Source organism: Serratia sp. EC4, assembly GCF_059652115.1.
Genome location: NZ_JBNIDE010000009.1, coordinates 52,136 through 66,402, shown reverse-complemented (window position 1 = coordinate 66,402; position 14,267 = coordinate 52,136). Strand labels below are relative to the sequence as shown.

At 60.8% G+C, this 14,267-nt stretch carries 12 protein-coding genes; 5 read left to right on the top strand and 7 right to left on the bottom strand.

Annotated features, from left to right (window positions below; translation table 11 throughout):
* Positions 1-208 precede the first annotated feature (208 nt).
* Together ACP39K_RS20390 and ACP39K_RS20385 are read left to right on the top strand one after the other, a co-directional pair.
* A complete protein-coding gene (locus ACP39K_RS20390) occupies positions 209-1,162 on the top strand; it encodes an aldo/keto reductase (protein ID WP_033632388.1) in 954 nt (317 codons plus the stop codon).
* Between the two features lie 61 nt (positions 1,163-1,223).
* A complete protein-coding gene (locus ACP39K_RS20385) occupies positions 1,224-1,841 on the top strand; it encodes a pyridoxamine 5'-phosphate oxidase family protein (protein ID WP_016926711.1) in 618 nt (205 codons plus the stop codon).
* On the opposite strand, the gene ACP39K_RS20380 is transcribed toward ACP39K_RS20385, so the two are convergent.
* Together ACP39K_RS20380 and yegD are read right to left on the bottom strand one after the other, a co-directional pair.
* A complete protein-coding gene (locus ACP39K_RS20380; RefSeq protein ID WP_060445285.1) occupies positions 1,838-2,404 on the bottom strand; it encodes a GNAT family N-acetyltransferase in 567 nt (188 codons plus the stop codon). The two genes, ACP39K_RS20385 and ACP39K_RS20380, sit on opposite strands and share 4 nt — an antisense overlap.
* 51 nt (positions 2,405-2,455) lie before the next feature.
* Positions 2,456-3,808, bottom strand: coding sequence for a molecular chaperone (gene yegD / locus ACP39K_RS20375; protein ID WP_497008796.1), 1,353 nt, complete (start codon positions 3,806-3,808; stop codon positions 2,456-2,458).
* A gap of 259 nt (positions 3,809-4,067) precedes the next feature.
* Between yegD and ACP39K_RS20370 the strand changes: the two genes are divergently transcribed.
* The 3 genes from ACP39K_RS20370 (at position 4,068) to alkA (ending at position 7,717) form a co-directional block, all read left to right on the top strand.
* Complete coding sequence (locus ACP39K_RS20370; protein ID WP_033639656.1) at positions 4,068-5,078, top strand: AraC family transcriptional regulator; 1,011 nt, start codon at positions 4,068-4,070, stop codon at positions 5,076-5,078.
* Positions 5,079-5,225: 147 nt separating this feature from the next.
* Positions 5,226-6,065 carry an oxidoreductase gene (locus ACP39K_RS20365; RefSeq protein WP_033639657.1) on the top strand — a complete coding sequence of 280 codons (840 nt, stop codon included), beginning with the start codon at positions 5,226-5,228 and terminating at the stop codon, positions 6,063-6,065.
* Positions 6,066-6,226: 161 nt separating this feature from the next.
* Positions 6,227-7,717, top strand: coding sequence for a DNA-3-methyladenine glycosylase 2 (gene alkA, locus ACP39K_RS20360; protein ID WP_033639658.1), 1,491 nt, complete (start codon positions 6,227-6,229; stop codon positions 7,715-7,717).
* An 8-nt stretch (positions 7,718-7,725) separates the two neighbouring features.
* Here the strand turns inward: alkA and ACP39K_RS20355 are convergent, their stop codons facing one another.
* The 5 genes from ACP39K_RS20355 to ppk1 form a co-directional block, all read right to left on the bottom strand.
* A complete protein-coding gene (locus ACP39K_RS20355) occupies positions 7,726-8,079 on the bottom strand; it encodes a DNA-binding protein (protein WP_048794840.1) in 354 nt (117 codons plus the stop codon).
* Positions 8,080-8,355: 276 nt separating this feature from the next.
* The gene (gene mgtE, locus ACP39K_RS20350; RefSeq protein WP_016926718.1) at positions 8,356-9,789 is read right to left on the bottom strand and encodes a magnesium transporter; all 1,434 of its coding nucleotides are present in this window, start codon (positions 9,787-9,789) and stop codon (positions 8,356-8,358) included.
* A gap of 103 nt (positions 9,790-9,892) precedes the next feature.
* Positions 9,893-10,075 (bottom strand): YfgG family protein, encoded by a 183-nt coding sequence (locus ACP39K_RS20345; RefSeq protein ID WP_004941600.1) that lies wholly within the window; start codon positions 10,073-10,075, stop codon positions 9,893-9,895.
* A 179-nt stretch (positions 10,076-10,254) separates the two neighbouring features.
* The gene (ppx, locus tag ACP39K_RS20340; protein ID WP_016926719.1) at positions 10,255-11,805 is read right to left on the bottom strand and encodes an exopolyphosphatase; all 1,551 of its coding nucleotides are present in this window, start codon (positions 11,803-11,805) and stop codon (positions 10,255-10,257) included.
* Positions 11,806-11,815: 10 nt separating this feature from the next.
* Positions 11,816-13,879, bottom strand: a complete 2,064-nt coding sequence (gene ppk1 / locus ACP39K_RS20335; RefSeq protein WP_016926720.1) for a polyphosphate kinase 1 — start codon at positions 13,877-13,879, stop codon at positions 11,816-11,818.
* Positions 13,880-14,267: the final 388 nt, after the last annotated feature.

Here is a 14,267-nt window from a genome sequence, read left to right as displayed (position 1 = left end):
TTACAGGATACTAGTTTAGCCAGCGAAGACGGCATAAAAATGAAGGAAATATGGAGGAACCGTCAGCATTGTCTTAATAAGTGGGTGATTTGCGCGTGCTATGTTTATAAGTGATTTATTCCGGCTTATAGCCAATACGTTTTAACGATTTCCTGCATTTGGCGCTAATAATTAACAGGCAAATCATTTAACCCATGGAGCCTTTGTGATGAGCAAGAAACAACTGGGCCGTTCGGGCATTCAGGTGCCGGCGTTGACCTTTGGCGGCAACGTGTTCGGCTGGACGGCGGATCAAGCGACCTCGTTCAGCCTGCTGGATGCGCTGGTGGACAATCAGCTCAACTTTATCGATACCGCCGATGTCTATTCCAGCTGGGCGCCGGGCAACCGGGGCGGCGAATCGGAAACCGTCATCGGCGAATGGCTGAAGAAGAGCGGCAAGCGCGACCAGGTGATCATCGCCACCAAGGTGGGCAAACCGATGGGCGAAGGCAAACAGGGGCTGTCGCCGCGCTATATTCAGCAGGCGGTGGAAGATTCGCTGCGCCGTCTGCAAACCGATTATATCGATCTCTACCAGTCGCACGACGATGACCGCGATACGCCGCTGGAAGAGACGCTGGCTGCGTTCGATGCGCTGATCAAAGCCGGCAAGGTGCGGGCGATCGGCGCCTCCAACTATCAGGCGGATCGCCTGGAAGAAGCGCTGCGGGTGAGCGAGAACAACGGATTGGCGCGCTACGAAACCCTGCAGCCGGAGTACAATCTGTATGCGCGCGAAGGGTATGAAGCCGAGCTGGAAGGCGTGGCGCAGCGCCACGGGCTCGGGGTGATCAATTTCTTCGCGCTGGCCAGTGGTTTTCTGACCGGCAAATACCGCAGCAAAGCGGACGAGGGCAAAAGCCAGCGCGGCGATCGCATCGTCGAACGCTACCTGAACCCGCGCGGTTTCCGCATTCTGGCGGCGCTGGATCAGGTGGCGGGCAAACACGGCAGCTCCCCGGCGCAGGTCTCGCTGGCCTGGCTGATTGCGCGCCCGAGCATCACCGCGCCGATCGTCAGCGCCACCTCGTTGCCGCAGTTGGATGAGTTGGTCAGCGCCACCCGCCTGACGCTGGATGCGGACGACATTCAGACGCTGAACCACGCCAGCGCTGAGTAAGAGTCGCCGGCGATTTTGCTCTATGCTGAAGGGGTCAATATGACCTATTCAGGAAACTGCAATGTCTGGCGATATCATCAACGACCTCGCGGCGCTGGAACAGCTTTACGGCAAACCCGCCGCGCCCTCGGTTTTTAAAGAAGTCAGCTATATCCACCCGGCGTACCGTCCGTTTATCGAGGCGGCGCCGTTTGCCGCCCTCTCGACCGTCGGGCCGGACGGCATGGATGTCTCCCCGCGCGGCGATCCGGCCGGTTTTATCCAGATCGAAGACGAGAAAACCCTGCTGCTGCCGGACCGGCGCGGCAATAATCGCATCGATAGCCTGCGCAATATCCTGCACGATAACCGGGTGGCGCTGCTGTTGCTGATCCCCGGCATCGGCGAAACGCTGCGGATTAACGGGCGGGCGGAGATCGTGGTGGCGCCGGCGGTGCTGCAGCGCTTCGCCCACCGCAACCAGTTGCCGCGTTCGGTGCTGCGCATTCGGGTGGAGGCGGTGTTCTTCCAGTGCAGCCGGGCGATCTTGCGTTCGGGATTGTGGGAAGAGGGCAGCCGCCTCGAACGTTCGGCGCTGCCCAGCCCCGGCCATATTTTGGCCGCGGTGAGCCAAACGCGCTTCGACGGTGAGGAGTACGACAGCGCGCTGCCGCAGCGGCTGAAGGATACGCTGTATTAATCGCCGTGGCGTTCGTGCCACGTTTGCCGGTTCAGCCGGTACAAGACGTGCTGTTGCAGCGGATGGCCCGCCGGCAGACGCGGGTGCAGGAAGGTTTCGCCGTCGAAGCGCATGCCGATGCGCGTCATCACCCGGCGCGACGGCTGGTTATCTTCGGCGGTGAAGGACACCACTTCCGGCAAGTGCAGCGTGTCGAAGGCGCACGCCAGCGCGGCGCGCGCCGCCTCTGCGGCATAGCCGTTGCCCCAGTGGGCCGCCGCCAGCCGCCAGCCAATCTCCACGCAGGGGGCGCAAGGCAGGTCGTCGCCCGGCCGCGCCAGCCCGACAAAACCGATAAAGGGCGCGCCGCCTTTCACTTCCACCGCCCACAGCCCCCAGCCGTGTTGTTGCATGAAGGCGCGGATGCGTTCGGCCTGCGCGCGGCTTCCCTCGGCCGTCATCGGCGCCGGGAAATAGCGCATCACCTGCGGATCGGCGTTGAGCGCGGCAAAGGCCGGCAGATCGTCATCACGCCAGGGGCGCAGCCGCAGCCTGGCGCTGTCGAGGGTAAGGATGGTCGACATGATGCATAGCCTCCAATGAACAAGGGCGCGGCGAGCCGCGCCCGTGGGCTGTCAACGGAACAGCGTTTGCGCCCAGCGCGCCAGCCCGGCGGTGACCGAGCCGAAGTCGTTGCCGCCGACGATCGGAATGCCTGGCAGCTGCTGTTGCAGCGCGGCGCGCAGCAGGGGTGAGCGCGCGCTGCCGCCGGTCAGGTAGATCACCTGCGGCGCGGTCTGGCTGCTGGCCAGCGCGGCGCTGACCTGCTCCTGAATGCGCATCAACGGCTGCGAGATGGCGTCGGCGAGCTGAACCTGGCTGATGTTCTCCGCCAGATCGGCCTGCACGAAATTGAGCGGCGCGCTAATGGCCGTTTGGCCGGACAGGGCGATCTTACTCTCTTCGGCCGCCCGCACCAATCGGTAGCTCAGGCGCTGCTGGTACACTTTCAGCAGGCGCTTGACCTTTTCCGGCTCCGCCGCGTCGAGGATCAGATCGCGCAGCACGCGGCCGTTGGCGGCGCTGTAGAAATCGTTTTGCGCCGGCACGTCGTTGGTCGCCACCGCATTCCAGTAAGGCAGCGCCGGCAGGGCGATGCCTTTCGCGGTTTCGCCGCCCAGGCCGAACAGCGGCATCAGCTGTTTGAAGGCCAGCATGATGTCCAGATCGTTACCGCCGACCCGGCAGCCGCTGTGGCCCAGCAGGCTCTGCTGGCGATCGGCACGGTCGCGCCACTGCGGCCCCATCAGCAGCACCGAGCAGTCGGTGGTGCCGCCGCCGATGTCCACCACCAGCACGGTTTGCTCTTCGCTCAGCGTCGCTTCGAAGTCCAGCCCCGCCGCCACCGGCTCGAACTGGAATTCAATGTCCTTGAAACCGGCGCGTTCGGCGGCGCGCTGCAAAATGCCCTGCGCCTGCCGGTTGGCTTCGTCGCCGCCGATGCCCTGGAAGTTGATCGGCCGGCCGATCACCGCCTGATCGATGCCGGTCTGCAGTACGTTTTCCGCCTGGCGTTTGATGTGGAACATCATGGCGCACACCAGGTCTTCGAACAGCGCGATCTGCTGCGGTTTCAGGCCATTGGCCCCGAGGAAGGACTTCGGCGAGCGCACGAAGTACACCTCTTCCGGATCTTCCATGTAGTGCGCCAGCGCCTGCAGGCCGAACAGCACGCTGTCGCCGTTGACCGGAATGTCTTCTTCGCGGTTGTAACTGATGGCCCGGCGCAGCAGCTGCTGGTTTTCTTCGCTGCCGGTCGGGACCTGCCAATGGCGGTGCAGGCATTCGCTCACCGCTTCGCGGGTCGGCGCGCACAGCATCGAAGGCAGATAGGGCGCGTTGTTTTCCAGCGTCAACAGCTCGGGGCCGTGGTCGCGCATCACTGCAACGGAACAGTTGGCTGTCCCGTAGTCGAATCCAATAAACATCTCTTTTTTGTCCCCATGCCAATGAAGGGGGGCGACTTTACCCGAGACGGGGCCGGCGGGCAATGCGCCAATGCGCGAGTGTCGAAAAATTTAGCGTGCGCGAACTTTCTCAGTGTGAATAACGCTCAAGCCGCAGCAATGGCACAGTCGGCTATGAAAATGGCGTGCTTCGCCCATCAAGACGCACGCCATTTCTTTATACTCAACAGGTATTCCGAGCGGGGAATGCCTTTCCCTATGACTCAGCGATGAGGATTCCATGACGCGCAACTCTACCTTTCTCATGAATATCGGCTGGCGAACCCTGCTGAAAGATCTGGGACTCCAGCCGACGGATGTTTTACGCCGGGCTGCATTGCCTGAAGATCTGTTGTCACGCACCGCGGAAGGGATCACAACGGAAGAATATTTCCGCTTCTGGCGCGCGATGGAGGAAGGAACGGGCGACCCGTTGTTTCCGTTGAAAATCGTTGCGCTGATGTCAACGGAATCGTTTGACCCTCCGATATTCGCCGCCCTGTGCAGCGCCAATCTGGCGCAAGCTGTCCAGCGGTTAGCGAAATACAAGCAACTTACGGCGCCGATGAGCCTGGAGCTCGCCATCGGCCCTGAAGGCGAAATGACGATTTCACCCCGCTGGCTGTTGGCGGAGGAGGCAGTACCGGCGTCTTTGCTGGTGGCTGAGCTGGCATTTTATGTTCGGCTGGCGCAGCTTGCCACGCGCGAACCGGTAAAAGCGCGCCGTATCACCTTGCCTGAACTGCCGCCTGCAGCCCTTTCGCGCCCCTTGGCAGCCTTCTTCGGCTGCGCGGTAACGCCTGGGGCAGGGCCGGGCATTACTTTCTCCTCCGCAGATGCCTTGCGTCCCTTTTTGACAGTGAATGAGGGCATGTGGCGCGTTTTCGAACCCGAGCTGCGTCGTCGCCTCAGTGAACTGGGCGCCACGGCAACCACCGGAGAGCGCGTTTGTGCGGTGCTGCTGGAGTTGATTCCCAGCAATACCGCCGGCATCGATGCGGTGGCGGCAAGATTGGGCATGAGCCGCCGGACGCTGCAGCGGCGTCTGGAAGATGAGGGCGAGAGTTTTCGTTCGCTGAGCAATGGCACCCGGGAAAAATTGGCGCGCCACTATCTTAAGCATTCGACCCTTACCAGCGGAGAGATTGCCTTTTTGCTCGGTTTTGAAGAGCCGAACTCTTTCTTCCGCGCCTTTCACGAATGGACAGGGCAAACGCCGGAAGCGGCTCGCCAGGCGATGCGGCTGAATTAGCCGAGAGGCGCTGTTCACGTTGGCGCATTCTGCGAGTTGATTGGCGCGGTTCGACATGGTTGCGGCAGGGCCCGTCGCTTAAAGTGGACAACATACAGACTGCGCAGGCAGTCGCCAACGCAATCATCCTAATAAGGAGCAGTCAGTATGAAGTCCAAAGTGATCCTGGTGACCGGCGCCTCGTCCGGTATTGGTGAAGCCACCGCCGTCACGTTAAAGCAGCACGGGCACACCGTTTATGCGGCCGCCCGCCGGGTTGAGCGCATGCAGGCTCTGGTTGCCGCTGGCATTCGCGTTTTGCCGTTGGACGTCACCGACGATGCTTCCATGGCGCAGGCGGTAAAGACCATCATCGCCGAAACGGGGCGTATCGATGTGCTGGTCAATAACGCCGGTTACGGCTCCTATGGCGCTATTGAAGACGTTTCTGCGGATGAGGCTCGCGCTCAATTTGATGTGAATGTGTTCGGTGCGGTTCGGCTGACGCAGCTGATTTTGCCGCACATGCGAGCGCAGCGCTCCGGCACCGTCATCAATATTACGTCGATGGGCGGAAAAATACATACGCCGCTGGGCGGTTGGTATCACGGCACCAAATTCGCCTTGGAGGCCATCAGCGACTGTCTGCGCATGGAGGTGCAACCTTTCGGCATCGACGTCGTGGTGATCGAACCCGGCGGCATCCAGAGTGAATGGGCGGATATCGCCGCGGAAAAACTGATCGGCGTTTCCGGCCAGAGCGAGTACGCCGCTCAGGCTCATGCTGTCGCCCACGCCATGGTCAGCGACGCCAGCAAGAAACGGCAATCGCCGCCGAGCGTGATTGCCGATACGATCGCCAAAGCCATCGCCGCCCATCGTCCGAAAACGCGCTATGCGGTGGGGTTTGGCGCGAAACCGTTGATTTTTCTGCGGCGCTTGTTGTCCGATCGCGCCTTCGATGGGCTGATGCGTCGGGCATTGGGGGTACCGCGCCAGGGGCAATAAATCGTCGGGCTGCGGGGCTTTATGTCGGTGGCGGTAAAAATGGTGCGTCTGAACGCTGTTAAGACGCATAATCATTAAAGACAATCGCTAATCTGGACGGCGGGAAGGCGCGTAACTTAATGTCCGAATTCCGCACGTCAGCGCGCCAGCCGAGCCCCATAATGCCGAAAAAACCGACCCCGAGCGTTGCCATGAATACTCAACAGCAAGCGTTGTACGACGCGCTGCGCGCGCGTGACCGCAAATTCGACGGACGCTTTTTCGTCGGCGTCTCTTCAACCGGTATCTATTGCCGTCCGGTGTGCAGCGCCCGCACGCCGAAGCGGGAAAATTGCACCTTTTATCCGAGCGCGGCGGCGGCTGAACTGGCGGGGTTTCGCCCCTGCCTCAAATGCCGGCCGGAGCTGGCGCCCGGTCTGGCGCTGATCGATCTGGGCAACCGTTATGCGCAGGTGGCGGTGCAGCTCATCGAGCAGGGGTATCTGTCCGAACACAGCTGCGAAGCGCTGGCGGCGCGGCTGGGCATTTCCGATCGCCATCTGCGGCGCATCTTCGCCGAACAGTTTGGCGCTTCGCCGATCGATTACGCGCAGTCGCACCGGCTGCTGCAAGCCAAGCGCCTGCTGGCGGATACCGATCTGCCGCTCAGCGAGGTGGCGTTCGCCGCCGGCTTCGGCAGCCTGCGGCGTTTCAACGAGCTGTTCAAGGCGCGCTACCGCCTGATCCCGTCAGCGCTGCGCAGCGGCGGCGCGCGCGGTGAACGGGCCGCCGCCAGCGGGCTGGTGTTTCACCTGGGCTATCGGCCGCCCTATGACTGGGAGCGCATGCTGAATTTCTTGCAGGCGCGCGCCGTGCAGGGCGTGGAACGGGTCGACGGACGCCGTTACCTGCGCTCGATCGCCGTCAGCCAGGGCGGCACGGAACACTGCGGCTGGGTCAGCGTGCAGCCGGAAGAGGCGCGCAATCGGGTTCGGGTCGAGATCGCGCCTGCGCTCAGTCTGGTGACGACGGAGGTGTTGCGCCGGGTGCGCCTGCTGTTTGATCTGGACGCCGCGCCGGATCGCATCAATGAGGCGCTGGGCTCGCTGGCGGCCGATGCGCCGGGGCTGCGCCTGCCGGGCTGCGTGAACAGTTTCGAGCAGGCGGCGCGGGCGGTGCTGGGCCAGTTGGTCAGCGTAAAAATGGCGGCGACCTTCGCCGGGCGGATGGCCGAACGCTGGGGGGAAGCCCTGGCGACGCCGCATGAGGGCATCACCCATGTCTTCCCCACCGCAGAACGGGTGGCGCGGCTGCAGCCCGAAGAACTGCGCCCGCTCGGGGTGCAGCTGAAGCGCGCGGCGGCGCTGATCGAGATCGCCCGCGCGCTGGGCGAAGGGCGGCTGCAGCTCGACAACGTGCTGGATATCGAGCGGGGCATCAAGGCGCTGACCGCGCTGCCGGGCATCGGCAGCTGGACCGCCAGCTATATCGCGATGCGCGCCTGGTCGTGGCCGGACGTGTTCCTGGCCGGCGATTATCTGATCAAACAGCGTTTTCCCGGCATGACGCCGCGCCAGATAGAACGCTACGCCGAACGTTGGCGCCCGTGGCGTTCTTACGCCACGCTGCATCTGTGGCACAACGACGGCTGGGCGCCGGAAGGGGAGAGTTGAACGCAGAGCTAGCGAGGGGCGTCGATCAGCTGCAGCAGGCGGCTCATGCCCTCGCGCATCAGGAACGCCAGCAGCTTTTCCCGCTCGGCCGGCGTCAGGTGGTAGTAATGCTCGATCCAGACCCGTATCGGATCCTGACGTTTGACGTCGTACTCCGGATGATCGGCCTCGCGCAAGGCCGACAGGCTGCGCGCGCCGAACGGCAGGCTATCGATATGGTATTCCAGCGCTTTGCCCTGTACGCCGCTGCGGCGGCGGCTGACCCAGCCTTCACGCCGGGCCATCAAATTGACCCCTTGCGGAGTTGAAGGCAAGCCCGCCTTACCCATCAGTTCCCTGGCGGAAAACCATTTCTTTTCCATAGTCCCTTATCCCTGAGCCATCACATGCCGAGGAAAATCAACGGATACGCTGATACTCGCATGAGCGCTTCATCTTACTTAATCGTTTAAGCCTCAGGTGTTATTTATATCACTAATCTTGTCTTGGTTAACATAATGTGACGGATGAGGGAATACGGCGTGGTTTGAACGCGGCAAATGGCGGCGGGGGCTCTGTTATTCTGGCGAATCATCAGGGCACGTTTTCAACGATGTCATCCGGTGGAAAGGGCCGGCACAGGGCCGGCTTTTGGCGTATTACAGCAGGAACAGAGTGGCGAGGCCGAGGAAGATGAAAAAGCCGCCGGTATCGGTCAGCGCGGTGATGAGCACGCTGGAGCCGACCGCCGGATCGCGGCCCAGTTTGAGCATGGTCATCGGGATCACCACGCCCATCAGCGCCGCCAGCAGCAGGTTGAGCAGCATCGCCAGCGTCATTACGCCGCCCATCGCCGCGTCGCCGTAAAGCAGCCAGGTGACCACGCCCATGATGCCGCCCCACACCACGCCGTTGATGATGGCGACGCCCAGCTCCCTGAGCATCAGGCGCGAGATGTTGCCGACTTCGATCTGATGCAGCGCCAGCGCGCGCACGATCATGGTGATGGTCTGGTTGCCGGTGTTGCCGCCGATACCGGCGACGATCGGCATCAGCGCCGCCAGCGCCACCAACTGGGAAATGGTGTGTTCGAACAGGCCGATCACGCGCGAGGCGACGAACGCGGTGCAGAGGTTGATCGCCAGCCAGGCCCAGCGGGTCTTGACCGCCTTGCTGACCGGGGCGAACACGTCTTCTTCCGGGCTCAAACCGCCCATGCGGCGCAGGTTGGTGTCGCTCTCTTCGTTGACGGCGTCGACGATCTCTTCGATGGTCAGGCGGCCCATCAGTTTGCCCTTGGCGTCAACCACCGGGGCGCTGATCAGGTCGTAACGTTCGAACGCGCCGGCCGCTTCATCGGCCTTGTCTTCGGGCTGGAAGGTGGCGGGATCGCTGTCCATCACCTCGCGCACCGGGATCTCCGGGTCGTTCAGCAGTACTGCGGTCAGCGGCAGTTCGCCCAGCAGGGTGTTTTTGCGGTCGGTGACGAACAGTTTATCGGTAGCGTCGGGAATGGTTTTGCGCATGCGCAAAAAGCGGTGCACCGCGCCGAGCGTGACGTCCGGCCGCACCGTCACCAGTTCGAAATCCATCATCCAGCCGACGCTGTCTTTGGCGTACTGGCTCATCTCGCGCACCTGGGCGCGCTGTTCCGGCTCCAGCGAGGTCAGCAACCGGCCCATCAGGTTGCGCGGCAGGTATTGCGCCAGGTAGGCCTGTTCGTCGACGTCCAGCGTTTTGATCGCTTTGAGCAGGTCTTTGTCGCTCATTTCCTCGATCAGGCTGTCCCAGACCGGTTCTGCGACTTCCACCAGCGTCTGGCCGCGCTTGCTGTTGCCCACCAGCCGCCACAGCGCCATACGTTCGTCCTGCGGCAGCGCCTCCAGCAGGTCCGCAAGGTCGGCGGCGTGCATGTCGTCCAGCAGGCCGGTGATTTCCGCCGTCTGGTTCAGCAGTTCGCTTTGGCTGAGGGCGTGTTCATCCCCTGGCCGGCCGAGAATGCCGTCGACCAATTCCTTATTGTTCAACAGCAGAGTGAGAATGCGCTGGCGGTGTTCAGCGACTTTTTTGACGTTATGGGTTGCGGCTGACATGGTGTTCCTTAACGGGCGCTCGGCCTTCCTGACGCAGGCTCATTAAAAGATAGAGCATAGCGAGTGCCGGCGTCATTTTTATGAAACGGACGGGGCGCGGCGGTTATTCAGAGGAGGCGTCCTGTTGCGGGGCGCTGACTTCGGCGGCGTTTTGCGCAGCGGCCTGCTTTTTTTCCTGATGATGAGGCACCGCCACCACGGCGGCGTACAGCAGTCGGCCGACTAAAATGATAAAGCTGATAAACAACACTATCTTCGTCATCTGTCCGGTGGTTTTCTTGCGCATATATCACCCGGTATGCCGGTATCCTGTGTTATTCGCTCGAGAATTTGTAACCGGATTTTAGGCGCTGATGACAAAAGTTGTCCATTTTTTTCCGGCGTGCGGCGCGGCGTATTAGGGTTTCGTTTAGGTTGACAGGGCGGGGCGGAAAGAAAAACCCCCTGGCTGGCAGGGGGCGGGGATCAGGCGGAGCGCTGTTCGTCTTGCGAGCCTTCTTCGTCGATCAGCAGCTTCCAGCCGACGACGTCGTTCCAGTAGGCCTGCTCGCGCTCGAAGTCCAGCTGCACCAGGTTGTTCTGCGCCAGGTAGCCGGCCGGGAAGCGCAGCGTCCAGTGGTTGTCGTCGGTGGTCAGGCGCAGCGTTTCCGGCGTGGTGGTCGACTGCCGCTGGTTGTTGAGCAGGGTGCTCAGACGCAGCAGCTGGATCAGCGGCAGGTAGTGTTTCTTCTTGAACAGATTGAGGCGCGGCAGCTCTTCCAGCTTGATCGCTTTACGGTGGAAACGCACCAGCGCCGCCAGCAGCAGCTGCTGTTCCTGGTTGAAGCCGGGCAGGTTGGAGTTTTGCAGAATGTAGGCCGAATGGCGGTGCATGCCGCTGTGGTTGATGCTCAGCCCCACCTCGTGCAGCATGGCGGCCCATTTCAGCAGGGCCTCCAGCTGCGGATGCACCAGCTTGGTGTTTTGCGCCATCCACTGCGAGTAGAGCAGCTCGGTGGTTTCCAGCACCCGCTTGGCCTGTTCGCGGTCGATGTTGTAGTGATCGGCCAGACTTTTGGCGGTGCGGCTGCGGATGTCCTGGTGGCGGAAGCGGCCTTCCATTTCATACAGCACGCCTTCGCGCAGCGCGCCGTCGGACAGGCGCAGATCGCGGATCGCCAGCGCATCGAACACGCCGCACAGGATAGCCAGCCCCGGCACGAATACTGATTGGCGATCCTCCGACAGCCCCGGCAGGCTCAACGAGCCGAAGCTTTTGAACTGCAGCACCTGTTCGGCGAGCATTTCCAGGCGATCCAGGGTGATGAGACCGTCTTTTTCGCCCATCGCCACCAGCACTTCGTGGGCGGCCTTGATGGTGCCCGAGGCGCCCAGCGCGTACTGCCAGCCCTGAATGCGGTACTGCCAGGCCAGCGTTTCCAGCTTCTGCGCCGCCGCCAGCCGCGCGCGGCGGAAGTTGTTTTTGCTGATCTCGCCGCCCGGGAAGAACAGCTGGGCGAAGCTGACGCAGCCCATGCGGCGGCTTTCCGCCAGCAGCGGCTCGAAGTCTTCGCCGATCACCAGCTCGGTGGAGCCGCCGCCGATGTCGATCACCAGCTTGCGGCCCTTCTCCGGTTGGGTGTGTTCCACGCCCATGAAGATCAGACGCGCCTCTTCCTGGCCGGCGATGATTTCGATCGGGTAGGGGATCACTTTGGCGGCGCGCTTGAGGAACACTTCAGCGTTCACCGCCTGACGCAGGGTGTGGGTCCCGACGATGGTGACGTTATCCGCCGGGAAGCCCTGCAGCCGTTCGGCAAACAGCGCCAGGCAGGCCAGGCCGCGTTCTATCGCCTCTTCACTGAGTACGTTGTTGCTGTCCAATCCGTCGGCGAGATGCACCCGCTGTTTTAAACGGCCCAATACCTGTAAGGCGCCGTTGACGACGCGGGCGATCACCATGTGGAAACTGTTCGACCCGAGGTCGATGGCGGCGATTTCCTGCGGTTTGTTCGTTGCAGTGTTTTTTAGCGGCATAGTTGCTGGCCTACTGTCCTGGTTGTTCCAGAGCTTTTAAATACTCGTAAATAGCCACCTGGGCGCGCACTTTGCGGCGGTTGCCGCGCGGCACGTACTGGTTGCTCAGTTCTTTATCCACATAACGGGCCTTGACCGTATCGCTGAACAGGATCTCCAGAATGTCCAGAACGCGCTGTTTCAGCGCCGGATCCAGCAGCGATACCGCCACTTCGATACGGTAATCTATGTTGCGGGTCATCCAGTCGGCGGAGGACAGATACACCCGTTTGTCACCTTTGTTGTCGAAAACGTAAACCCGATCGTGTTCCAAAAAGCGATCGACGATGCTGATCACCTGAATATTGTCGCTGATCCCCGGCAGGTTGGGAATCAGGGAACACATGCCCCGCACCAGCAGACGGATCTTCACGCCGGCGCCGGACGCGGTATATAACCGATCTACCAGCCCTTTATCCACCAGATTATTTATTTTCAACATAATGCCGGCCTGTTCCCCGGCCTGGGCGTTGGCGATTTCGTTGTCAATCAGCTCATACAACTTCAGGCGCGAGTTCTGCGGCGACACCATCAGGTTGTCGAAGGTGACCGGCCGGTAGGGGTTCTCGATAAAGTTGAACACCCGGCGCACTTCGTTGGTGATGCGCGAGTCGGCGGTCAGCAGCGAATAGTCGGTATAGATGCGCGCGGTTTTTTCGTTAAAGTTGCCGGTGCCGATATGAGCATAGCGCACAATTTCATCGCCTTCACGGCGCGAAATCAGGAACAGTTTGGCGTGGATTTTCAGCCCCGGCGCCGAGAAGATTACGTGTACGCCGGCTTCGGTCAGGCGCTTCGCCCAGTGAATGTTGGCCTCTTCGTCGAAGCGCGCCTGCAGCTCGACCACTACCGTGACCTTTTTGCCGTTGTGCGCGGCGTGGATCATCGATTCGATGATGCGCGAGTCTTTCGCCACGCGGTAGATGTTGATTTTGATCGCCAGCACGCTCGGATCGAACGACGCCTGGCGCAGCAGCTCCAGCACGTGCTCAAAGGTGTGGTACGGGTAGTAGAGCAGCACGTCTTTTTCACGAATGGCGTCGAAGCCGTTGCGGAAACCGTCGAACCAGATGTGGCGCAGGCGCGGCAGCGGCTTGTTGACCAGATTGGCCTTGCCGACGTTCGGGAAGCTGATGAAGTCTTTAAAATTGTGATAGCGGCCGCCGGCGATCACCGAATCGTAGTTGGAGATGCCCAGCTTGCCGCGCAGCAGTTCTACCATCTCGTTCGGCATGTCGCGCTGATAAACGAAGCGCACTGGTTCGGCGGTGAGGCGCTGTTTCAGGCTGGAGGACATCAGTTCCAGCAGGCTGGATTCCATTTCGGTCACCAGATCGTACTCGGCGTCACGGGTCATCTTCATCGAATAGGCGTTGAGCGCGTCGTAGTCGAAGAAGCCCTTGAAGATATCGTCCAGGCAGTAGCGCAGGATGTTGTCGAGCAGGATCATCGGCTTGCGGCGGCGCGGCGCTTCCGGCGGCAGATTGACGAAGCGCGGCACCTTGTCCGACGGGATCTCCAGCAGCGCATAGTCAGTGCGCGCGCCGCGGATAATCTCCACCGCCAGATAGGTGTAATCGTCTTTCAGGAACTGCACCAGGTTGGTGTCGTGGTTTATCAGGATCGGCGTGATGTGCTGGCGCAGGTGCTGTTTGAAATATTGCCGCAGCCAGATTTGCTGGTTCTCGGACACCTGGCGTTCGTTGATCAGGAAGATCTGGTTGCGCGCCATTTCCAGCAGCAGATCGTTGTACAGACCGTCGAACTCCTGATCGGTTTTCAGCACCTTGGCCTGGATCTTTTTCAGCAGATGGCGTGAGGAACCGGCGGAGCCTTGCTCTTCGCTGATCAGGATGCGCCGTTTGAGATCGGCGAAGCGGACTTTATAGAACTCGTCGAGGTTGTTGGAGTAAATGCCCAGAAAACGCATACGTTCAATCAGGGGATTGCTCTTATCTGCGGCTTCCTGCAACACGCGCTCATTAAAGGATAACCAGCTTAGTTCTTTTTCGATGTAGAGCTTTTCCTGACCCATTGCCACTCCAGTTCAAATTTAGAATAGGATCCGGGACGCAGCGCCCGGATGCCGCTCTAGTGTCCTTCATCATTATTGCGAGAGATTGACAGGAAAGTCCAACATATCCATTGCGTTGGCGCGCGGCGTTTTTCGGCGGCAATAAATTTTCTCAGAGGTGGGGCGCCAGGTGGCGAAATGAACAGCAGGAAATGAAGATTAGCAGACTTATCCTTGGTGATATTAAGCGTGTTTACGTTCATTTTTCAGCAATATATCAAAGCCATATTGTCTTTTTGCAGTTTAAAAAACCTGGGTTATGGTGGGTAACTTTGTCATGCAAACGTCATAAAACTGACATAAGATGCCCGGTTATCTTACGGCGCAAGCCCGATTACATCAGCGACAG

Coding starts and splice junctions, on each gene's coding strand:
- ACP39K_RS20390 (WP_033632388.1), top strand. CDS start 209: ATGAGCAAGAAACAACTGGGCCGTTCGGGCATTCAGGTGCCGGCGTTG.
- ACP39K_RS20385 (WP_016926711.1), top strand. CDS start 1,224: ATGTCTGGCGATATCATCAACGACCTCGCGGCGCTGGAACAGCTTTAC.
- ACP39K_RS20380 (WP_060445285.1), bottom strand. CDS start 2,404: ATGTCGACCATCCTTACCCTCGACAGCGCCAGGCTGCGGCTGCGCCCC.
- yegD (WP_497008796.1), bottom strand. CDS start 3,808: ATGTTTATTGGATTCGACTACGGGACAGCCAACTGTTCCGTTGCAGTG.
- ACP39K_RS20370 (WP_033639656.1), top strand. CDS start 4,068: ATGACGCGCAACTCTACCTTTCTCATGAATATCGGCTGGCGAACCCTG.
- ACP39K_RS20365 (WP_033639657.1), top strand. CDS start 5,226: ATGAAGTCCAAAGTGATCCTGGTGACCGGCGCCTCGTCCGGTATTGGT.
- alkA (WP_033639658.1), top strand. CDS start 6,227: ATGCCGAAAAAACCGACCCCGAGCGTTGCCATGAATACTCAACAGCAA.
- ACP39K_RS20355 (WP_048794840.1), bottom strand. CDS start 8,079: ATGGAAAAGAAATGGTTTTCCGCCAGGGAACTGATGGGTAAGGCGGGC.
- mgtE (WP_016926718.1), bottom strand. CDS start 9,789: ATGTCAGCCGCAACCCATAACGTCAAAAAAGTCGCTGAACACCGCCAG.
- ACP39K_RS20345 (WP_004941600.1), bottom strand. CDS start 10,075: ATGCGCAAGAAAACCACCGGACAGATGACGAAGATAGTGTTGTTTATC.
- ppx (WP_016926719.1), bottom strand. CDS start 11,805: ATGCCGCTAAAAAACACTGCAACGAACAAACCGCAGGAAATCGCCGCC.
- ppk1 (WP_016926720.1), bottom strand. CDS start 13,879: ATGGGTCAGGAAAAGCTCTACATCGAAAAAGAACTAAGCTGGTTATCC.